Below are 21,256 nucleotides of genomic sequence, written 5' to 3' on the forward strand. Positions count from 1 at the left end.
CAATGAAAGTAAGAGCCCAAATCGGCATGGTGCTGAACCTGGACAAGTGCATTGGTTGCCACACCTGTTCAGTGACCTGCAAAAACGTCTGGACCTCGCGCGAAGGTGTCGAGTACGCCTGGTTTAACAACGTCGAAACCAAGCCCGGGGTCGGCTATCCCAAAGAGTGGGAAAACCAGAACAAGTGGAACGGTGGCTGGAAACGCGACAAGAAAGGCAAGATCAAGCCGCGTATCGGCGGCAAGCTGCGGGTACTGGCGAACCTGTTCGCCAACCCAGATCTGCCGGAAATTGACGACTATTACGAGCCGTTCGATTTTGACTATCAGACCCTGCACACCGCCGGTGATAAAAAGCACCAGCCGACCGCGCGTCCGCGCTCGCTGGTGTCCGGTCAGCGGATGGAGAAAATCGAGTGGGGTCCGAACTGGGAGGAGATTCTCGGCACCGAGTTTGAAAAGCGTCGTAAGGACGTGAACTTCGATCAGGTACAGGCCGATATCTACGGGCAGTTTGAAAATACCTTCATGATGTACCTGCCCCGGTTGTGCGAGCACTGCCTGAACCCGGCCTGTGTTTCTTCTTGTCCCTCGGGTGCGATCTACAAGCGCGAGGAAGACGGCATTGTGCTCATTGATCAGGATAAGTGTCGTGGCTGGCGCATGTGTGTCTCGGCCTGTCCGTACAAGAAAATTTACTACAACTGGAAGAGCGGTAAGTCCGAGAAATGTACCTTCTGCTATCCGCGTATTGAAGTGGGTCAGCCCACCGTCTGCTCGGAAACCTGCGTGGGTCGCATCCGCTACCTGGGTGTGCTGCTGTACGACGCGGACCGCATCGAAGAGGCGGCCAGTGTGGCCAACGAGGCGGACCTGTACCAGGCGCAACTGGACATCTTCCTGGACCCGAACGACCCGGCGGTGATTGCCGCGGCTCAGGCCGAAGGTATTCCCCAGGGCTGGATCGACGCCGCTCAGAACTCGCCCACCTACAAAATGGCGGTTGAGTGGAAAGTGGCGCTGCCGTTGCACCCGGAATACCGCACCCTGCCCATGGTCTGGTACGTGCCGCCGCTGTCACCGATTCAGAGTGCGGCCGAAGCGGGCCATGTGGGCATGAATGGCGAAATTCCCGACCTGAAATCCCTGCGGATTCCGATTCGTTACCTGGCCAACCTGCTCACCGCCGGGGAAGAACAGCCGGTAGTGGAAGCGCTGGAGCGGATGATCGCCATGCGCGCCTACAAGCGCTCCCAGCATGTGGACGGCGTGGAAGATCTCGAGGTGCTCAAGCAGGTCGGTCTGAGTGTGGCCCAGGTGGAAGACATGTACCGCTATATGGCCATTGCCAACTATGAAGATCGCTTCGTGATTCCCACCAGTCACCGGGCCTACGCCGAAGACGCCTACGACATGAAAGGCGACTGCGGTTTCAGTTTCGGTAATGGCTGTGCGGACGGCACCAGCGAAACCAGCCTGTTCGGCGGCAATCGCGCCGGGGTTCGCCAGATCATTCCTGCCATCCTGCAGGATTAGGAGAAAGACCGATGAAAAGTTTACGCGTTATTTCTCTGCTGATGGAGTACCCCACGGCAGAGTTGATGGAAGCTCAAGACGAGCTCAAAGCTCTGGTCGCCAGTATGAACCTCAAGGGCAAGCAGCGCGATGCGCTGTTGGCCTTTGTCGAGCAGCGCACCAGTGGTGACCTGATGGACTGGCAGTCCGAGTACGATGCGCTGTTTGAGCGCGGTCGTTCCCTGTCGCTACTGTTGTTCGAGCATGTGCATGGCGAATCCCGGGATCGCGGTCAAGCCATGGTGGACCTGATGAACCAGTACCAGCAGGCGGGACTGGCCATCGACGCCAACGAACTGCCGGACTATCTGCCTCTATACCTGGAGTTTCTGTCCACTCAGGGGCCGGACAACGCGCGCGCGGGACTGCAGGAGGTGGAGCATATTCTCGGCCTGCTCGCCGCTCGATTGAAGGAGCGTGAGTCCAACTACGCGGCGCTGTTTGAAGCGCTGCTGCACTGGTGTGGCGATCGGGTCAACATCGAGCAGATCCGGGAGCAGGTGGCCGGTGAAGCCCGCGATGATACCCCCGAGGCGTTGGACAAGGTGTGGGAAGAAGAAGCCGTGAGCTTCGGCCCGGACGCCCAGGCCGAAGGCTGCAATGTTCAATACCGGCCGGAGTCCGGCCAGCGTCGGGATCAGGAGCAGATACTGAACCTGATGGAACCTCAACCAGTAAAAAATCGTCAGGAGGCATGATGTCCACTTTTCATCTATTCGCGTTTGGCATCTACCCCTATATTGCGCTGGCGGTGATGTTTATCGGTACCTGGATCCGGTACGACCGGGAGCAGTACACCTGGAAGGCCAGCTCCAGTCAGTTGCTGGAGAAGAAGTGGCTGCGCATCGGTAGCATTCCGTTTCACATCGGGATCATCGGCATTTTCTTTGGTCATCTGGTGGGGCTGTTGACCCCGGTGGAGGTGTGGCACCTGTTGGGCGTGAGTGCCAGCGCCAAGCAGATCCTGGCCGTGGTGGCCGGTGGCCTGTTCGGGGTGCTGTGTCTGTTCGGTCTGGTGGTATTGACGCTGCGCCGCCTGTTCCATCCGCGCATCCGTCCCAACAGCAAGCCCATGGATATCGTGGTGTTGTTCCTGCTGTTGGCGCAGTTGTTGCTCGGCCTGGCTTCCATCTTCATCTCCGTTGGTCATCTGGACGGCGCGGTAATGCTGCAACTGATGCACTGGGCTCAGAGCGTCTTCCTGCTGCGCGGGTTGAGTGGTGCGGAATACATTGTCGGTGTGCACTGGATCTTCAAAGCGCACCTGGTGTTGGGGCTGACCATCTTCCTGTTGTTCCCCTTTACCCGTCTGGTGCATCTGTTGAGTGTGCCGGTGAAGTATTTGGGCCGGAATTATCAGGTGGTTCGCCGTCGGGCGAGAGCGTCGATGTAGATCACGTGTGGTTACGGCGGATGCGCTTCGCTCCGATGCGTCGGACCGATCCGCCCTACGCGGGTCTATACCGCTGCGCTCGGCCGTAACCCAAACGCGATCTTTCTACCAAACCCAAAACCCCGACTCCACCTTAAAACGGACTCACACCATGATCACCGTCAACCAAACCCAAATCCCCGAAGACAAAGTCCTCGCGGAAATGCAATACCACCCGGCGGAATCCCGGCGGGAGGCCATGTTCAAAGCGGCCGAATCCCTGATCATCGGTGAGCTGTTTCGACAGCGCGCCAAAACGCTCGGCATTCCGGTCAGTGATGACACCGTGGAAAGCTCCGATGAAGATTTCATCGAAGCCCTGATCGAGCAGGAAGTGGCCATACCCGATGCTTCAGAGGAAGATTGCCGGCAATATTTCGAGGCCAACCCGGGCAAATTCGAAACCTCGCCACTGCTGGAGGTAAAGCACATTCTGCTGGCAGTGCCGAAAGAAGACGACGCCGGACGGGCCGAAGCCAAAATGCGCGCCGATGCCCTATTGGATATCCTCAAGGGCGGTGCCGATTTTGGCAAACTGGCCAAGCGGGAATCTTCCTGCCCCTCGAAAGAAACCGGTGGCAGCCTCGGTCAGCTCAGCAAAGGCCAGACCGTTCCGGAGTTCGAACGTCAGGTGTTCGTCGCCGAGCCGGGCCTGATGCCCCGCCCGGTGGAATCCCGCTACGGGTTTCACCTGGTGTACATCGAGCGCAAGATTCCGGGAAAACCGTTGACCTTTGATCAGGCCCGGGAAAAGATCGCCGAGTATCTGAATGAAAAAGTCCGGCGCAAGGCGATTGCCCAGTACATTCAGGTATTGATCGCGGAGGCGGAGATCGAGGGATACGATTTCCAGGTGGATGGTTCGCCGTTGATGCAGTAGGTCGGGTGCAAACCTCAAGGCTCACTCTGCGCGGTATGCCTTAACCGCAACCGCGCTCGCAACCACCGGGCCAAAATATCCACCCCGATGTTCAACAACGCGGTAATCAAAATCAACACCATCGCCCGGTCGAAGCGAATTTCCTGAATCGCGCTGTCCACATAAAAGCCGAGAGTCGCAATACCCAGAATCCCGAGAATGGCGGTCTCGCGCATGATGATTTCCCAGCGGTAAAACAGGAATGCCAGGAAGGGGCCATAAATCCGTGGCGTCAGTTCATAGCCGTAGCGCTCGACCCCTCGGGGGGCGTCCGGGCGCAGGGTGATTTCGTTGGTGCGCCGGCCGATCAGGTGGCCAATGATACCGCTGTTATGCACCGCCAGGGCGATCACCGCCGGCAGCATGGAGGGGCCCCAGAGCTGCAACAGAATAAACGCCAGCAGATATTCCGGGGTCGAGCGCAGCACCACCAGCACCGTATGGCCGACGGGGCCGGTCAGGCGATTGGTAAAGTGCCGTGAGGCGAGTGGATACAACAGCAATGTCAGAATGCCGGTCAGTACCAGGGCAATCTGGGTGAGCACCAGAGTATTCCAGATACCCGGCAGTGCCTGGGTGCTGAACAGTTCCGCCAGCCAAAGCCACAATCCCTCCAGCCCCTCACCGTTGTGCAGGGGCGCGGGCACTATGTCCTCGGTGAAAAAACGGGTGACGTTTTGCCAGCGAATCGGCAGGCCGCTGCCGAGCAGAAACGGTGCGGCGATCAGATACAGGGGAATCAGTTTCGGACGGGCCCACAGGCGCAGGGTGCTGATCAGCACATAGAACAGTAACAGTAGCGCGCCCACCACGGCGTAGTGCCCCTGGGCAAACGCCGATTCCAGATAGAAGCCCAGCGTCGGCATGCCCACAAAACCCAGCACCGCACTGGAGCGGATGCCGCATTCCAGGCGGTAGGCGGTGTAGGTGACCAGATGGGGCCAGGCCTGGCTGAACCGGGTGTACACCAGGGCGACGACCGATCCCGTGCCGAAGGGCAGGGTGGTGTGCGGTAGCGGGTCAGTTTCCTCCAGTATTTCGGCGTAGACCTTGCCGAATACGCCCGCATAGGGAATGGCAATGGCGAGCACCCCGGTCAGCGGATGCAGGCCGAAAAACTGCAGAAAGATCAGCGCCCAGAAAAGTTCGTGAATGGCCCGAATAAAGGCGCAAAAAGTGCGCACGATTTTTGAGCTAAATACCAGAGCCAACAGCAGCCCGGCGGTCGCGCCCAGCCCCACGCCGACAAAAGCAAAGGCGAGGGTTCGGACCAGCGCCTCGCCGAGGTAATCAGTCTGGGTGAAGTCGGGGCGAATCAGCCCGGAAAACAGTCGGTCCAACTCACCCCAGGGATCGTGGGCGCTGATGCCCAGGTCGGCGACAAACAGACAGGCCAGGGCCAGCGCGACAAAAGCCAGACTGGTTCTTACACTTGCGGATCGCCACATAAACAGCCCGTTACCCGACTCAGTACAGCGTCAGCAGGTCACTGGCCTGCAGACGATCGCGGGGTTCGTCCAGGGCAATGCCGCCGTCGGCGATACCCACCACCCGATCGGCAAAGTGCAGGGCCAGTTCGACATCGTGCATGGCGAGCACTGACGTGGGGTAGGCGTCGGTGAGTGCCGCCAGGACCCGTTCCACCATGGGGCCATCGAGGGCCGACGCCGGCTCATCCGCCAACAGGATTTCACCTTTCTGGTGAATGACCCGCGCCGCCGCCACGCGCTGGCGCTGACCACCGGAAAGCTCCCCGGTTGCGGTCCAGCATTTGTGGTCGATGTCGAGGGTTTCCAGGATCGGGCGGATCTGCTCGATATCCCGCTTGAACGGGCGTAGCAGAGACAACAGGTTGTGGGTCGTGGAGTGCCGCTTCAGCCCGCCCATATAGACGTTGTGAAACACGCTCAGGGCCGGAACCAGCCCGAGGTCCTGGGGCATCAACGCCGCGCCCAGGGGGCGCCACTGCTGGTACATCAGACTAAGCAGAGTGGACTTGCCCGCGCCGCTCTTGCCCACCAGGGCCACAGTCTGACCGCGCACCACATCAAGGCTGAGAGGGCCGAGTACGCGCAGGTCGCCGTAGTCGGCGACCACATCGGTCAGGGACAGCGCCGTCATCAGTCCAGCAGACCGATTTCTTTGGCCACGTCACGGATGACCGCGTAATTGTCATTACTCGCGGGCACGAACGCGGAGCGGGGGAAGCTTTCCAGCATCGCCGGGTCGTCCATGCCAATCAGCGCCGCTCGCACTTTCTCGGTAAAACCTTCGCCAAAGCGCTCATCCACGTCACCGCGAATGCTCCACTGGTAGTTGGGGTAGCTGGGGGTTTTATACACCACGAAAGCCTCGTCCGGATCGACATTGCCGGCTTCAATTTCGGTTTCCCACACGGTGTAATTCACCGCGCCCAGTTGATAGGCGCCGGAGGCCACCATGGATGCGGTGCGACTGTGGTTGCCGCTGTAGCCGACCCGTGAGAACACCTCATCGGGCGCCTCACCAAAGGCCTCGCGAATATAATACTCGGGCACCAGACGGCCTGAGGTGGAGCCTTTGGAGCCAAAGGTGAAGGTCATGCCCCGCATGGCCTCGGTCAGCCCAGAGTTGGGCTCAAGCCCGGTGCTTTTGTGGGCCACAATATAGGTGTAAAACGCCTGATCTTCGGTCCCTTGGGCTAAAGCCTGGGAGCCGGGTACCCGTTCCCGGGCCTGGACCCCGGAAAGCGCACCGAACCAGGCCAGTTGTACTTGGTCGTTGCGGAAGGCGCTCACGGCTGCCGCGTAAGACTTGACCGGTACAAAGCGCACGTCGACCCCAAGCTCCTCTTCCAGATAGTCCGCCACGGCCTGAAATCGCTCCTGAAGCCGGGTTTCATCTTCATCGGGAATGGCGGTGAACACAAAGGTCTGGGCACTGGCACCCAAGGAGGTCAAGCCCAGCACCACAGCGGTGAAGGCAAAGCGAAGGAGGTTGCGTCCTAACATGGTCAAATCCTCTGGTGTGAGTAAAACTGAATGGGCATTCAATCGGTATGGTACCGGAATCCCGATGATCTGTCCGGGGTGCTCTGATGAGTATAGTGTGCCGGCCGATCCACTACGCGATACGTGAATACCGGGTAAACAGACGCGTCCGAGGCGCACGCGGCGGCGTATGAACGGAATATGCGCTGGACTGTCGTGTTAATCTTCGGCCAGCAAATCGTTCAAAAGGTGGTGATGGTGAAACAACGGGGGCACATCGCATTGATTACGCCCGCGGCGCCGGGCTCCAGGGCCGGCAACCGTGCGACGGCGAGCCGCTGGGCTGGATTGTTGAGGCCCCTGGGCTATCGGGTCTCGATTCATTTGTCGGAGGATGCGCCGACAGGCCGTGCGCCGGACCTGATTCTGGCCCTGCACGCCTGGCGCAGTCACGCTGCCGTCCTTGCCTGGAGGCGGGCCCATCCGGACTCTCCGCTGGTTGTGGTGCTGACCGGAACGGACGTGTACCGGTTTCAGGTCAGCGAGCCCGAGACAGTTTACGCCAGCCTGGATGCGGCGGATGCTCTGATCGGCTTGCACGACTGTCTGGAGGAGGACCTGCCCGAGCGTTACTGGCCGAAGTTGCATGTGGTGCATCAGTCCGCCGAGCCGCTGCCGCCCGGAGTCCCTCAAGCGGTTCGGCGCACGGTGGACATTCTTGTCGCGGGGCACCTGCGGGAAGAGAAGGACTCCCTGCGGGCGGCCATGGCCGTGCGGGATCTTCCTCTGGATTCCCGGCTGAGAGTCGTGCAGTTGGGCGGTGCGCTCTCGGAGGACTGGGCCGAGGCCGCCGAAGACGAGGCGCGACGTAATCCGCGCTATCGCTGGCTGGGGGATCAGCCCCGTTGGCGGGTCAGGCAGTGGATGGGGCGGGCGCGGGCCATGGTCATCAGCTCCCGAATGGAGGGCGGTGCCAATGTGGTCAGCGAGGCCTGTGTCGCCGGGTTACCAATCATTGCGTCGGATATTGCCGGCAACCGTGGGTTGCTCGGGGAGGACTACGTGGGCTATTACCCGATGGGCAACACCGTCGCCCTGCGGGAGTGTCTGTTGCGTATCGAACGAGACCCGGTCTGGCGGCGCCGGCTCAGGGACCAGGTGATGGCTCGAGCTCCCCTGTTTCAGCCCGAGGCGGAGCAGCGCGCTCTGGGGCAGATCATTGAACGGGTCACCTCTGCCTGAGCTATGGTATCTATAAAGTATGATAAATTAACAAATGGCTGTGAAAGGAATAGTCTGTTGTTATTGATTGAACGATCTGAGGAGTTTTTGTGACGCTGACCAAGCGTGTTGCCCTTTCGGCGGCACTGTTAATCACCGGCCTGTTTGGCGGAATGCTGTCCGTTGCGGCGGAGTCACGACTACAGGTGGTGGCGACCACCGGCATGGTGGCGGATGTGGTGCGTGAGGTCGGGGGAGATCACGTGCGTGTCGAAGGGCTGATGGGGCCGGGGGTGGACCCGCACCTGTACCGCCAGACCCGCCGCGATATTACCGCGCTCAGCCGGGCCGATGCCGTTTTCTGGAACGGCCTCTACCTGGAGGCCCAGTTGGAAGAGTTCCTGGAACGTCTGGCCCAGCGTCGTCCGGTCTTCGCGGTAGCGGAAGGAGTGCCCGAGCGCTTGCGTCTGTCGGATGAAGAATACCGGAACCAGTCGGATCCACACGTCTGGATGGACCCGGGTCGCTGGCGCTATGGGGTTGAAGCGGTGCGCAGCGCATTGGTGGAGCTCCGCCCGGACCAGAAAGCCTACTTTGACCAGCGCGCTGAGGCCTATCTGAGCGAGCTGGAAACACTCAATGACTACGCACTTCAGGTGTTGGGCAGCGTCCCGGAAGGTAAGCGGGTGTTGGTTACCGCTCACGATGCCTTCGGCTACTTTGGGGATGCCTACGGATTCGAGGTGCTGGGGATTCAGGGCTTCTCGACGGAAAGCGAGGCCGGTCTGTCGCGAATCGAAGCGCTGGTTGATCTGTTGGTCGAGCGCGAAATCGGGGCGATTTTTGTCGAATCATCGGTGTCGGATCGGAACGTCCGGGCGCTGATTGAGGGCGCCGCCGCGCGCGGTCACTCGGTGCGCATTGGCGGTGAGCTGTACTCCGATGCCATGGGGCCCGCCGGCACCTACGAAGGTACCTGGCTGGGAATGATCGATCACAACGTCAGTACCATTGCCCGTGCGTTGGGCGGTGAAGTCCCGTCCTGTGGCCGGCTCGGGAAACTGAAACACGCCGGGGCCAGGGAATGAACGCCAAAGGGCAACTCAGTGAAGCCGTGACCGCCAGTCCATTATCGATTCAGGGGCTGACCGTCAGTTATGACCACCGGCCCGTGGTTTACTCCGTGGACCTGTTGCTGAAGCCAGGCCGTATGACCGCGATTGTTGGCCCCAATGGCGCGGGCAAGTCAACCCTGCTCAAAGCCGCGCTCAGTATCACCCGCAGCCTGACCGGGGATGTAAGGGTTTTTGGCCGACCGCTGGCGCAGATGACCGAAGACATTGCCTACGTGCCGCAACGCAACAGCGTCGATTGGGACTTCCCGGCCACCGTGCTCGATGTGGTCACCATGGGACTGTTTCGCAAACTGCGCTGGTGGCAGCTGACCCGCCGCAGCCATACCGACAAGGCCATGGAAAGTCTCACGCGGGTGGGGATGGAAGCCTTCGCGGATCGGCAGATCGGTGAACTGTCTGGTGGTCAGCAGCAGCGGGTCTTTCTGGCGCGGGCGCTGGTCCAGAACGCGGCGCTGACCATTCTCGATGAACCCTTCGCCGGGGTGGACGCGGCCACCGAGCGGGCCATTGTCGAGGTCTTGAAGCAGTTGCGCGAAGAGGGGAAAACCCTCTTGTGTGTTCACCACGACCTGTCCACGGTGCGAGATTACTTCGATGACGTGTTGCTGCTCAATGTGCGGCGCGTGGCCGCCGGTCCGGTCGATCAGGTATTCACGGCGGAGAACCTTCAGGCCACCTATGGCGGGCGCCTCAATCCGGTGCAGTTGGAGCGGTTGGTGCCGGCGGTCTCGGAGGAGCCATGATGGACGCCTGGTGGCCGGCACTCATTTTCTCGGCGGGCTATAACACCACGCTGGTGACTCTGGGAGCCATGCTGTTGGGCGCCGGGGCGGGCATGATCGGTGCGTTTGTCCTGTTGCGCAAACGCTCCCTGGTCAGCGACGCCATCACCCATGCCACCCTCCCCGGGTTGGCGATGGCCTTTGTACTGATAGGTGCGGTTCAGGGTGATGGTCGCTGGCTGCCCGGACTGCTATTGGGCGCCGCGTTGAGTGCCGCCCTAGGACTCTGGCTGGTGCAGTGGATCAGCGCCCGCACCCGTCTGGGTGAAGACGCAGCGATTGGGGCGGTCCTGTCCACGTTTTTTGCCTTCGGTGTGGTCCTCATTACGGTCATTCAATCCATGAACGTCACCGGTCAATCGGGCCTGACTGGCTACCTGGTGGGTTCTACTGCCGGAATGTTGGCCGTCGAGGCCAAGCTGATCGCCTCCTGTGCGCTCGGGCTGCTCTTGGCGGTCTTTATTTTGCGCCGGGAATTTTTGTTGGTCTGCTTTGATCCGGAGTTTGCGCAAACCCAGGGGGTCAATACCGGGCGGGTAGACCTGTTACTGTTGCTGTTGTTGATGGCGGTGGTGGTCATCGGCCTGAAGGTGACCGGGTTGATTCTGGTGGTGGCACTCACCATCACCCCGCCGGTAAGTGCTCGCTTCTGGACCAACCGGCCGCCGCGCATGGTGGCGCTGGCGGCGGTGCTGGGCGCCTTGGCGGCTTATCTGGGCGTTACCCTGTCGAGTGCGCGCGCGAGTCTTCCCACCGGCTCATTGATTGTCTTGTCGGCGTTTGCGATTTTTCTGATGTCGTTCCTCGCCGCGCCGCGTCGCGGTGTGTTCGCCTCTTTGCTCGCCCACCAGCGGTTTCGTCGGCGGGTTCATTTGCGCCAGGGGCTGCTGTCGATGTCACGCAACGAGCCAATTTTTGATGGCCTCACGTTGCGGTTGTTACGTCGGGCGGGCCACATCCGGCGCGATGGGGTCGCCACGGCCCAGGGGCGGGCGGCGGCCCGGGAGGCGGAGCATGAAGAGCGGCTCTGGGCCTTGTACCGCCGGCTCTATCCCGGCGACGCCCTGCACCGCGAGCATGCGGGTCTGGATCCGATTGCACGGGTCTTGCCGCCGGATGCCATTGATGAGCTTGAACAGCGGTTGCTCGCGAGCGGGGGTAGGGCATGAGCGATTTCATGATGTTCAGCCTGGTGCCCATGACCGTGGCCATCATTATCAGCATGACCTGTGCGCTGTTGGGCAACTTCCTGGTATTGCGCCGGCAGAGTCTGATCAGCGATGCCATCAGTCACGTCGCCCTGCCGGGCATCGTGGCCAGCTTTCTGCTTACCGGCACCATTGCCTCCACGGCCATGATGCTGGGTGCCGGGGTCTCGGCACTGGTGACGGTGGCCATGATCGACGCCATACGCCGGTTCGGGCGAGTGGAAATCAGTGCGGCCATGGGGGTGACCTTTACCAGCCTGTTTGCCCTGGGAGTGCTGTTGCTGGAAGTGAGTCAGGCCAGCGGCGTACACATTGATGTGCAGCACGCCCTATACGGAAATCTGGAGAGTCTGATCTGGTTTGAAGGCGTCGGTCTTTCATCCCTGGTTGATCCGGCGGCGCTGGCCACTCTGCCACCGCAACTGGCTCGTGTCGGGGTGGTGGCACTGGTGGTACTGGTGTTCGTGGTGGTGTTCCGCCGTCACTTGATTCTGGGAAGTTTTGATTCGGAATTCGCCGCCAGCATCCGCGCCCGCCCGGCGCTGGTGGATCTTCTGCTGGTCACCATGGTGGCGGTGGCGGCCATCGCGGCCTTTGAAGCGGTGGGCTCCATTATCGTGATCGCCATGTTCATCTGCCCGGCGGCGGCTGCCCGCCTGATGACCAATCACCTGGGCAAACAGCTCGCCTGGAGTCAGCTCTTTGCCCTGATATCCGCCGTCGTGGGCTACTGGTTGGCGGGCTACGGCCTGATCGCGCTGGGGCTGGATATGTCGCTGAGCGCCGCCGGCATGATCGCCACCGTGGCCGGGCTTATTCTGCTGCTGACCTGCCTCTGGGGCCCGCAGCGACGCGGCCGTGCGGTGCTTGCGAACGCCTAAGCACCGCTTCGGATCGTCGGCTTATCGAGCGCGATACCAGCCATCCTCACCGAGAATTGTCTCCAGCGTGTAATCGCCGGCCTGTTCGTCACTCAAAGTGGTTTGCCATTTCACCCGCTTGTCGGGCTGCGCGCCTGGTCCGCGGCTGTCGTACTCACCGTAAAGTACGGTGTGCTCCGCGTCCGGCTTGGACCAGTTATGCCAGCCCTCGGGCTTGATGTGTGGCCCCATGTCGGTGTTGATAAACACCGTGCGGGCAAAGTCTCGCCAGGGGCGCCCGAGGTAAACCTCATCTACACCCTCGGCGGCGGTGAGTGTTGCGTTCAGAAACACAAAGCCGTGGGAGATGCCCTCCGGTGTCGAGGCCGCCGTGATATAAGAATCACTTTTCGAGTGGATCTGGCAGTGGTCGAACACCGCCGTGGCGCGACCGAAAATAAAATCCGTGGTGCCTTCGACATAACAGTTCCGGAAGTACTGCCGTTTGCCTTCCCCGGTCAGGTAGAGCGTATCCTGATGGCCGAGAAAGCGGCTGTTGTAAAAACTCACCCGATCGGCATTGACCGCCAGTGCGACCGCCTGGCCCACCGGGCCGGCGGTATTTTCAATGGTCAGATTTTCACCGTGGAAGTCATCGCCATCTACCTGCAGGGTGGCGGTGTGGAAGGTGCTATTGCGGCCCTTGTCGATCTGCTTGAAGTGATCGCCCCAGGTGATGATGGTCTTGCCGGCGTCCTCGCCAATCAGAGACACCATCGGGTTCCACTCATACACACGGACCTTCTCCCGATAAGTGCCGTTCTTGATGTGGATGGTGATGCGTTTGTCGGGAAAGGCTTTGGTGTTATCGATCGCGGCCTGAATGGTGTCGTAATCACCGCTGCCGTCCGGGGCGACGGTCATCTCATAGACGATATCCGCCCGCACAGGCAGGGTCGCCAGCAGTGATAGCATAAAAAATACAACGATACGGTATCCGATCTTCATGGTTGACTTCTCTCTCTCAGTTCATTGTTTTTTGGTTTGACGTATTATTGTAAACCATTGGTGTTTTTCACACTTGGGTAACGGCGGATGCGCTTCGCTTATCCGCCCTACGCCGACCGCCATGCTATCCGTAGGGCGGATAAGCCGAAGGCGCATCCGCCGTTCCCACACTTTCCCGCATCCGCCGTAACCGACTCTCCGCCAACCACATCACCCCCGCAACTTCGCCGCTTCCTCCACCACAATCCCATGGCGCCGCGCCAATGCCAACCGGTCATCATCGTAACCGCCCCCAATCACCGTCGCCACCGGAATATCCCGCTTAAGCAATTCACTCAACACCCGCCGATCCCGCTCTCGAATGCCCGCCTCCGTAATGTTCAGCCTCCCGAGCGGGTCTCCGGCATAGACGTCTACCCCCGCATCATAGAGGACGATATCGGGCTGAAAATCCGTAAGTACCTGTTCGAGAGTGTCCATCACCACCCGCAGATAATCCTCATCCCCCATGCCATCGGGCAGCGGCACATCGAGATCACTGCGCTGTTTGTCGAACGGAAAGTTATTGTCGCAGTGCAGCGAACAGGTAAAGGCGTGGGGCTCATCCGCCAGCAGTGCGGCGGTGCCGTCCCCCTGATGGACGTCGCAGTCAAAAATCAGCACCCGCCCGACACCGCTCTGGCGAATCAGCACCTTTGCGGCTATCGCCAGATCGTTCAGAATGCAGAAGCCCGAGGCGTAGTCATAGTGTGCGTGGTGAGTGCCGCCGGCCAGATGGCAGGCCAGGCCGGTATGAAGTGCCAGCTGTGCGGCCAGCACCGTGCCCGAGGGCGCAATCAGCGTGCGCTTGAGCAACCCCTCGCTCCAGGGCAGGTTCATCTGCCGAAGTTCCCGAGGTGACTGGGCCCGAGAGATAAAGCGCTGCAGGTAGTCCGGGCAGTGGGTCTGCTCCAACCACAGCGGCTTGCAGGGCCCGGGCCGAAAGCTGTTCTCCGGGCGCAGCAGACCGATGCGGCGCAGGTGCTCGGCCAGCAGGCCAAACTTCGCCATCGGAAACCGGTGTCGCTCCGGGAAAGGGAAGCTGTAGGCCGGGTGATAAACCAGGGGTAGGGATGAGGGCATAGGGTGAATAAAATGCGTTAATTGAATGAGTCATCTTAAAGTATGGTGCCAGCGAATAACACTCCACAACCACGACAATACGACACAACTCCGCTATGCTGTAACCAAACCCGAAACAAAGCGAAAAAACCATGCAACACCTCGACCTGCAAGTCATCGAACGGGCCCTACAATGGCTGGACAATAACCAACCCATCTGGCTGTGCACCGTTCTCGCCACCTTCGGCTCCTCGCCACGCGAACCCGGCTCCATGATGGTGGCCCGCTCGGACGGTCAACACGTGGGCTCACTGTCCGGTGGTTGTGTCGAGGAAGACTTTCTGGCCCGACTGCGCGCCGGTGATTTTCATCAGCCGTTGTCCCAGATCCGCTATGGCAACGATGAAGTCTCCGGCCCAAAGGTCACGCTTCCCTGCGGTGGGGTGCTCGACGTTCTGATTGAACGACTGACCCCGACGGAAGAACACCGCGCGCATCTTCAGACGTTGCGAGAGGCAATGCGGGGTCAGCAATCGTTGATCCGCTCGGTGCTGCTGGACAATGGTGAATCGACCTTTGTCGAGGGCTCGGCCCTCGGTCCGCGAGTGGAGCGTGATGAACAGGCCGTGCGCATCCGGGTCGGCCCCACGCTGCGCTTGATCATCGCCGGCATCAGCCCGGTGTCCGCTGCCTGCGCCGAGTTTGCCCAGGCACTGGGATTTGATGTGATTGTGTGCGATCCGCGCGATGACGAAGTAGCCACCTTTAACGTGCCGGGGGTCAATGTCGAGGCCGTCCTGCCATCGCTCTACATCGAGCAGCACGCCCATGCCGCCACGGCGGTAGTGGCTCTGACCCACGATCCGAGAATCGACGACCTGGCGATGATGGAAGCGGTGCGCACCGAGGCGTTTTACATCGGCGTCATGGGCTCGCGCAAAACCTCCGCCAACCGCGCCGAACGCCTGCGCCGCTCCGGTGGCCTGAACGACGCGGACATCGAGCGTCTGCACATGCCGATCGGCCTGGCCATCGGCAGCAAAACCCCCGCCGAAATCGCCCTGGCCGTCATGGCCGACATCATCCGAGTGCACCGGGGCCGACCGCGCCATGCCCTCTAGTGTCACCCCCTCTAGCAATGTCGTCGGCCTGATCATGGCCGCCGGCTACTCCACCCGGTTCGGCGCGGACAAACGCCGGGCCCAGCTCACGGAAGGCCAGACACTACTTCAGGCAACGGTTGCCATGACCCGATCAGTGTTTGAAGCGTTTTATGTGGTACTCCGCTCCGACGATGAAGAGCGCGATCTTGGGCTGGGGACGGAGCCGGTCATTTATGCTCCCGAAGAACCCATCGGTCTGGGCACCAGCATCGCCGCCGCGTTTCACCACTTACGGGTAAACAACAAAGACGCCACTGCAGCGGCGGTTCTTCTCGGTGATATGCCCTGGATCAAACCGGATGCGTTCAGCGAGTTGTTGAACCACGCAACGGAAGACACGATCATCCGCCCGGTCTACGATGGCAATGCGGGCCACCCGGTACTATTCGGCCGCCACTTCTGGCCCGAGCTGGCCAACCTCCACGGCGACCTCGGTGCCCGCACCATCATCAGAAAACACCACAGCTGCTGCCATCTGGTTCCTGTTTCGGATGTTGGGGTGTTGCGGGACGTCGATCGGCCAAGTGACTTGGGAAAGGCTTAAACTATCGTAGGGTGGATAAGCGCATAGCGCGTCATCCACCATCGGTTTTTTTCATTACAGTGGTAAGCGGTGGATGACGGCCTTCGGCCTTATCCACCCTACGATGATGTCTAAAGCATTGTACTGCCAAACTGGATTCGAAGCACTGAGGTGCGGGAAGGGGGACGTTGTTTCCAGACCGTAGAGCGGGGGACCCGCGATCCGAGCCTACATGGATGTATTCACGGCGTGTCTGGAAACAACGTCCCCCTTCCCGTACCGGACTATCGGATTAAAGAGTCAGTAAGCTAAGCCTTCAACGCCGCCAACACCGCTTCGCGTCGAATCGGAATCTCCGTCATCCGTACTCCGACCGCCGCGAAAATCGCGTTGCCAATCGCCGGACCGACCACCGTGGTTGCCGGCTCACCCAAGCCTACCGACAACTCCGTACTGTCCACAAACTCCATCTCAATCTCCGGCACATCGCGAATCCGCATCGGCGAATAAGTATTCAGGTTCTGATCCTTCACCTCACCCTTCTCAAACACCGTACCCTCATGCAGCGCCATACTGGCACCCCACAAAGCCGCGCCTTCCACCTGCGCACGGGCACCATCCGGATGCACCACCGTGCCAGCATCGGTCACCAGCGTCAGCTTCTGCAGCGTCACCTTGCCGGTATTGCGATCCACATGCACCTTGGCGACACAAGCCGTCCAGGTCGGCATGTTGCGCTCCTGGCCGTAAGTGGTGGCCACCCCGAGGCCGGTGTCTGCTGGCATATCCTGACCCCACTCGGAAATTTCCCGCACCCGGCGCAGTACATTCGCCTGACGGTTGGCGCCGCCCACCGAGTTGGGGGCTTCGCCGGCGTTTTTGCCTTCCGCTTTCAGCAGGGCCAGACGGAACTCAATCGGGTCTTTCCCGGCCTTGCGGGCCGCCTGGTCCATAAAGGATTCCAAGGCCCAGTTTACCCAGCCCGAGCCCACCGAGCGCAGCCAGCCGGGGCGGAAGGTTTTATTGGCCAGATCGTTGGAAATGGCCCGCAACCGATGCGCCCCCACCGAATACCAGTGAGCGGCGCCCTGAATGGCGAAGGGGTCGTACTTCGCACCGTTGGTGGCCGCGGGCATAAAGCCCGGCACCATCACCTGTGTGGGCCAGCCGGCGGTGGCGTGGTGCTCCATGCCGGTGGGGTTGCCCTCGGCATCAAAGGCCATGCGCACCCGCTGGTAGGCGGGGGAGCGCACCGAGTCAAAGCGCGCGTCGTCTTCCCGGGTGAACACCAGCTTCACCGGGCGGTTCAGCGCTTTTGAGGCCAGAGCGGCGGGCACCGCGTAGTCGCCATTGAGCCGGCGACCAAAACCACCGCCGAGCATATAGGTACGCATGATGACTTTGTTTTCCGGTACATCCAGCGCGTTGGCCAGCGTCGGCAGAATCAGGGACTGCCACTGGTTGCCGGTGTGAATTTCCCAGATACCGTCTTTCTGGTAGGCGAGGGCGTTGACCGGCTCCAGTTGAAAGTGCAAAACGGTGTGGGCGATGTAATCTTCTTCCAGCACCGAATCGGCGTTGCTGAAGGCGTCGTCCACGCCTTCTTCATTCACCACCAGTGCACCGCCATCGCCTTTCTCAATCAATTCCAAACCGCGATCGAGAATATCCTGCTCGCTGACGTTGGCGGTTTCCCCCGGCGTCCAGTCCACTTTGATTTTGCTGGCCGCTTTGCTCGCCGCGTAAAACGAGGTGGCAATGACCACCGCCCAACCGGGCACGGTGTCGGTCGGGTCATTCAGTTGAATGGTCTGCAGGTAACCCTCGACGTTTTTCGCCTCGCTGTCGTCGATGCTGTTGATCTTGGCACCGTAGCGGGTGGGCGGAATCAGCGGCCGACCGTACACCATGTTTTCGACGGTGGCATCGATGCCGTACACACTGGAACCATCGGTTTTATCGGGGATATCCAGTGCCTGGGCTTCCTGACCGATCAGGCGGCGGTCTTCGGGTTTTTTGACCTGGATTTTTTCCAGTTCGTCTTCGCTGAAGGAGCGGGACATGTTGCCACGCTGAACGATCTCGGCGTAGCTGATGGAGCGGTTGCCCGCGATCACTTCGCTGTTGCGCGCGCGGCACTGACTGGCGTTGACGCCGAGCAGTTTGGCGCCCTCTTCAATTAACACTTGCCGACCGGCGGCGCCGGCGCGACTGAGGGGCATGAAGTTCTGCCACACCGACCAACTGCCACCGGTGACCATCAGGCCCCATTTGGGATCGCTGTCGACATGATGCAGCTCGACTTTGGACCAATCGGCCTCCAGTTCATCCGCGACAATGCGGGCCAGGGCGGTGCCCACATGCTGGCCCATTTCGGCCTCGGCAATGTTGACGATTATGCGCCCGTCATTTTCGATCTGATACCAGATGGTGGGCTCAAAGGTTTGGTTTTCAATTACCTCTTCCGGTTGGGCGAAGCTCAGCCCGGGGCGGTAAAAGGCGAGGGTGATGCCGGCACCGGCGGCGCCGATCAGAAAGCCGCGGCGGCTCAGGCTGGGGCCGTGATTGACCGCGCCCACATCGGGGTTGAGCAAGGAGCGAAATAGCTTATTCATTGGAGGCACCCTCCTGAATCTGGACACCGCCGCGCATCTCGGTGGCGGCAATTTTGATGGCTTCCCGAATACGCACATAGGCCATGCAGCGGCACAGGTTGCCGCTCATCACCTGGTCGATCTGCTCATCGGTGGGGTTGGGAAAATCCTTGAGCATGGCCGCGGCCTGCATGATCTGCCCGGACTGGCAGTAACCGCACTGGGGCGTCTGGGTTTCCACCCAGGCTTTCTGCAGGGGGTGCTGGCCGTTTTCGTCCAGCCCTTCGATGGTGGTGACCTCGGCCCCGGCCACCTGGCTGATCGGCGTAATGCAGGAGCGGGTGGCCCGGCCGTTGACCAACACGGTGCAGGCGCCGCACAGGCCGATGCCACAGCCGAACTTGGTGCCGGTCATGCCGGCGTCATCGCGAATGCCCCAGAGCAGCGGGGTGTCGTCGGTCACCTCCAGAGTGACCTTTTGCCCGTTGAGAGTGAATGTGGTGCTCATGGTCTGTTACTCCTTCCCGTTGCCGGCGTTATCGCGCAGCGCTTGAATACGTTGTTCGAGATTGTCCCAGGCGGGGCGATCGGTGTGGGTCTCGCGCAGGAATGTGAACAGGGCCACCAGATCGCCATTGCTCCAGTCCGCGTAACCCGGCATCACGACGCCCTGAATACCGGCCTCGTCGGAAATGCCCTCCAGCGTGAAGCGGATCAGGTTGGTGGGATCATCGGCGGTCACGGCGCTGTTCAGGCTCATGTCCGGGCGCATGATGCTGGGCTCATCCGGATTGTTGTAGTGGCAACTGGCGCAGCCGTAGGTGAACAGTTCCTCCCCCCGGCTCAGGGTGCCGGCGCTGCGTTCCTGGGCGGTGCGAATCGCCCGGGCGGCCTGGTTGCCCGCCTGGGCCGCGTCGCTGCCACCGGCAACGGTATGGAAGTAGCGGGCCAGGGCCCGAATATCGTCATCGCTGGCCTCAACCAGCCCCTGATGCACCACATCGGCCATGGAGCCGGCGGCGACACCGTGGTAGATGGATACGCCGTTGCGCAGGTACAGGAACAGCTCGTCTTCGGTCCAGCCGACCGGAGTGCTGTGGTTGTCGCTCAGCGCCGGCGCGAACCAGCCGTTGACCAAGGCCCCCTCGTAGTCTTGCCCGTCGGCCTCTGCGCCAACCGAATTGCGCGGCGTATGGCAGGCGGAGCAGTGCCCCAGGCCTTCGGCCAGGTACTCTCCGCGGCTGGCATCCTCTTCGAGCGTGGCGCCATCAAAGTACAGCAGCTTCCAGCCCGCCTGCAGCATGCGAATGCTGAACGGGAAGCGCAGGGTGTTTTCCGGCGGCTCCGCGTTGATGGCCTCGCGGGTCATCATGTAGGCGTATAGGTCTTCCAGATCCCCGTCGCTGACATTGGCAAAGTGGGTATAGGGAAAGGCGGGGAACAGGTGCGAGCCGTCCCGGGAGACCCCTTCACGCATGGCCCGGTTGAACGCCTCCTGGGACCACTGGCCGATCCCGGTATCCGGGTCGGGCGTGATATTGGTGGAATACAGGGTGCCGAACTCGGTCTCGAAGGCAAGACCGCCCGCGTAGGGCTGATCGGGGTCGGTGGTGTGACAGCTCTGGCAGTTGCCGATGCCCGCCATGACCTGGCCCCGGTCAATCTGCTCCTGCGAGAAGCTATCCGCCGAGGGCGGCGACTGGCGCTCGATACCGCCCTCCCACGCGAGCAATAACAGAACAATAAAACCCAGGATGATTAGGCCGACAATGCCGACCACTATGCGTTTGATCACCTTGCATCTCCTTCGTTGGTCTACCGCTCAGCGCGGGGAGCGCCAGTCGCGGCAGGGGTATCGCTGAGGACAGGTCCGGAAACCACGGTACTACCGGTGCTGCTTGTTATCGTTACAGTGTAGACCATGGTTACGGATTTGCGCGCCCCGGCGATCAGGGCACGTCTGCCGGGTCAGAGTTGTCGTAAGGAGGGTAGGTGGTTCGGAAACGCCGGCTTGACCGAGCTGCTATGCTGAACCTATCCATTCTGAAAGAGAGGTAGTTATGACCGATCAACCGTTTCTGACCGATGTTAAAACCCTGCGCGAACGCGCCCGGAAGCACATTGAGCAGGGGGCTGTCACCGAGGGCTACAAGGCCAATCGGGATAATGTGATAAAGATTCTCAACGAGGCCCTGGCCACCGAGATTGTCTGCACCCTGCGCTACAAGAGCCACTACTATCGCGCCGAGGGCATCAGCGCCGAAGTGGCGGCCCAGGAGTTCCTGGAACACGCCCAGCAGGAAGAGCAGCACGCCGACTGGCTCGCCGAGCGCATCGTGCAACTGGGCGGCAAACCGAACTTTTCCCCGGAAGGGCTGCAGACCCGCTCACATGCGGAATTTGTGGAAGGCGACACCCTGCGCGAAATGGTGGTGGAAGACCTGGTGGCCGAACGCATCGCCATCGACAGCTACCGGGAAATCGCCGCCTACCTGGGCGACCAGGACCCCACCTCCCGCCGCATCATTGAAGACATCCTCGCCCAGGAAGAAGAGCACGCCGATGATCTGGCTGGCCTGCTGGACGGCATGAACTAGCCCNNGGAAGGCCTCGACGGCAAGTAACCTCGTGCCTAACGGTGGATCGGCCCGACGCATGCCACAACACCCGCGTAGGGCGGCATAAGGTCAAAGGCCGCATCCGCCACAACCCTGCGTATGCCACAACACCTGCGTAGGGCGGCATAAGGCCGAAGGCCGCATCCGC

General features: G+C 60.9%; 20 protein-coding genes. 12 read left to right on the forward strand and 8 right to left on the reverse strand.

Features of this window, described 5'->3' with window-relative positions:
* The first annotated feature begins 2 nt into the window (after positions 1–2).
* The 4 genes from narH (at position 3) to B3187_RS15060 (ending at position 3,886) form a co-directional block, all read left to right on the forward strand.
* Positions 3–1,535, forward strand: a complete 1,533-nt coding sequence (gene narH / locus B3187_RS15045) for a nitrate reductase subunit beta (protein WP_024461195.1) — start codon at positions 3–5, stop codon at positions 1,533–1,535.
* An 11-nt stretch (positions 1,536–1,546) separates the two neighbouring features.
* Entirely contained in the window at positions 1,547–2,272 is a 726-nt protein-coding gene (gene narJ / locus B3187_RS15050; RefSeq protein WP_286807283.1) for a nitrate reductase molybdenum cofactor assembly chaperone, read from the forward strand.
* Positions 2,272–2,967 carry a respiratory nitrate reductase subunit gamma gene (narI, locus tag B3187_RS15055; protein ID WP_286807284.1) on the forward strand — a complete coding sequence of 232 codons (696 nt, stop codon included), beginning with the start codon at positions 2,272–2,274 and terminating at the stop codon, positions 2,965–2,967. Before narJ ends, narI begins: the two co-directional genes overlap by 1 nt.
* Before the next feature lie 151 nt (positions 2,968–3,118).
* Positions 3,119–3,886: a peptidylprolyl isomerase gene (locus B3187_RS15060; RefSeq protein WP_286807286.1), complete on the forward strand. Its 768-nt coding sequence runs from the start codon at positions 3,119–3,121 to the stop codon at positions 3,884–3,886.
* A gap of 14 nt (positions 3,887–3,900) precedes the next feature.
* Here B3187_RS15060 and B3187_RS15065 read toward each other — a convergent pair whose 3' ends face one another.
* Genes B3187_RS15065 through B3187_RS15075 form a run of 3 tightly spaced genes read right to left on the reverse strand, consistent with a single transcriptional unit; the run spans position 3,901 to position 6,915 of the window.
* A complete protein-coding gene (locus B3187_RS15065; protein WP_286807287.1) occupies positions 3,901–5,373 on the reverse strand; it encodes a PhnE/PtxC family ABC transporter permease in 1,473 nt (490 codons plus the stop codon).
* A 19-nt stretch (positions 5,374–5,392) separates the two neighbouring features.
* Complete coding sequence (locus tag B3187_RS15070) at positions 5,393–6,046, reverse strand: ATP-binding cassette domain-containing protein (protein WP_286807288.1); 654 nt, start codon at positions 6,044–6,046, stop codon at positions 5,393–5,395.
* Positions 6,046–6,915, reverse strand: coding sequence for a putative selenate ABC transporter substrate-binding protein (locus B3187_RS15075; RefSeq protein WP_286807289.1), 870 nt, complete (start codon positions 6,913–6,915; stop codon positions 6,046–6,048). The genes B3187_RS15070 and B3187_RS15075 overlap by 1 nt, the downstream gene beginning before the upstream one ends.
* Before the next feature lie 180 nt (positions 6,916–7,095).
* Between B3187_RS15075 and senB the strand changes: the two genes are divergently transcribed.
* The 5 genes from senB (at position 7,096) to B3187_RS15100 (ending at position 12,122) form a co-directional block, all read left to right on the forward strand.
* Complete coding sequence (gene senB, locus B3187_RS15080) at positions 7,096–8,136, forward strand: selenoneine biosynthesis selenosugar synthase SenB (protein ID WP_286807291.1); 1,041 nt, start codon at positions 7,096–7,098, stop codon at positions 8,134–8,136.
* A gap of 89 nt (positions 8,137–8,225) precedes the next feature.
* The gene (locus B3187_RS15085; RefSeq protein WP_286807292.1) at positions 8,226–9,203 is read left to right on the forward strand and encodes a metal ABC transporter solute-binding protein, Zn/Mn family; all 978 of its coding nucleotides are present in this window, start codon (positions 8,226–8,228) and stop codon (positions 9,201–9,203) included.
* The gene (locus B3187_RS15090; protein ID WP_123638228.1) at positions 9,200–9,994 is read left to right on the forward strand and encodes a metal ABC transporter ATP-binding protein; all 795 of its coding nucleotides are present in this window, start codon (positions 9,200–9,202) and stop codon (positions 9,992–9,994) included. Before B3187_RS15085 ends, B3187_RS15090 begins: the two co-directional genes overlap by 4 nt.
* Positions 9,991–11,202 carry a metal ABC transporter permease gene (locus B3187_RS15095; RefSeq protein WP_286807293.1) on the forward strand — a complete coding sequence of 404 codons (1,212 nt, stop codon included), beginning with the start codon at positions 9,991–9,993 and terminating at the stop codon, positions 11,200–11,202. Before B3187_RS15090 ends, B3187_RS15095 begins: the two co-directional genes overlap by 4 nt.
* Complete coding sequence (locus B3187_RS15100) at positions 11,199–12,122, forward strand: metal ABC transporter permease (RefSeq protein WP_286807294.1); 924 nt, start codon at positions 11,199–11,201, stop codon at positions 12,120–12,122. The genes B3187_RS15095 and B3187_RS15100 overlap by 4 nt, the downstream gene beginning before the upstream one ends.
* Before the next feature lie 21 nt (positions 12,123–12,143).
* Here B3187_RS15100 and B3187_RS15105 read toward each other — a convergent pair whose 3' ends face one another.
* Positions 12,144–13,109, reverse strand: a complete 966-nt coding sequence (locus B3187_RS15105) for a pectinesterase family protein (RefSeq protein WP_286807295.1) — start codon at positions 13,107–13,109, stop codon at positions 12,144–12,146.
* A 210-nt stretch (positions 13,110–13,319) separates the two neighbouring features.
* On the reverse strand, positions 13,320–14,231 hold the full coding sequence (locus tag B3187_RS15110; protein ID WP_286807296.1) for a histone deacetylase family protein: 912 nt from the start codon (positions 14,229–14,231) through the stop codon (positions 13,320–13,322).
* A gap of 131 nt (positions 14,232–14,362) precedes the next feature.
* Here B3187_RS15110 and B3187_RS15115 point away from each other — a divergent pair, with 131 nt between their 5' ends.
* Both B3187_RS15115 and B3187_RS15120 read left to right on the forward strand, forming a co-directional pair.
* Positions 14,363–15,331: an XdhC family protein gene (locus tag B3187_RS15115; protein WP_286807297.1), complete on the forward strand. Its 969-nt coding sequence runs from the start codon at positions 14,363–14,365 to the stop codon at positions 15,329–15,331.
* The gene (locus tag B3187_RS15120) at positions 15,321–15,917 is read left to right on the forward strand and encodes a nucleotidyltransferase family protein (RefSeq protein WP_286807298.1); all 597 of its coding nucleotides are present in this window, start codon (positions 15,321–15,323) and stop codon (positions 15,915–15,917) included. The genes B3187_RS15115 and B3187_RS15120 overlap by 11 nt, the downstream gene beginning before the upstream one ends.
* Positions 15,918–16,204: 287 nt before the next feature.
* Here B3187_RS15120 and B3187_RS15125 read toward each other — a convergent pair whose 3' ends face one another.
* From B3187_RS15125 to B3187_RS15135, 3 genes are read right to left on the reverse strand one after another with little or no spacing between them, the layout of a single operon-like run.
* Positions 16,205–18,511 carry a xanthine dehydrogenase family protein molybdopterin-binding subunit gene (locus B3187_RS15125; RefSeq protein WP_286807299.1) on the reverse strand — a complete coding sequence of 769 codons (2,307 nt, stop codon included), beginning with the start codon at positions 18,509–18,511 and terminating at the stop codon, positions 16,205–16,207.
* Positions 18,504–18,998, reverse strand: coding sequence for a (2Fe-2S)-binding protein (locus B3187_RS15130; protein ID WP_286807300.1), 495 nt, complete (start codon positions 18,996–18,998; stop codon positions 18,504–18,506). The genes B3187_RS15125 and B3187_RS15130 overlap by 8 nt, the downstream gene beginning before the upstream one ends.
* 6 nt (positions 18,999–19,004) lie before the next feature.
* Complete coding sequence (locus tag B3187_RS15135; RefSeq protein WP_286807301.1) at positions 19,005–20,285, reverse strand: cytochrome c; 1,281 nt, start codon at positions 20,283–20,285, stop codon at positions 19,005–19,007.
* Between the two features lie 265 nt (positions 20,286–20,550).
* Here B3187_RS15135 and B3187_RS15140 point away from each other — a divergent pair, with 265 nt between their 5' ends.
* Positions 20,551–21,087 carry a ferritin-like domain-containing protein gene (locus B3187_RS15140; protein ID WP_286807303.1) on the forward strand — a complete coding sequence of 179 codons (537 nt, stop codon included), beginning with the start codon at positions 20,551–20,553 and terminating at the stop codon, positions 21,085–21,087.
* The last annotated feature ends 169 nt before the right edge of the window (positions 21,088–21,256 follow it).

It is taken from the genome of Marinimicrobium sp. UBA4209, from assembly GCF_002381585.1.
GTDB classification, from domain to species: Bacteria; Pseudomonadota; Gammaproteobacteria; order Pseudomonadales; family Cellvibrionaceae; genus Marinimicrobium; species Marinimicrobium koreense.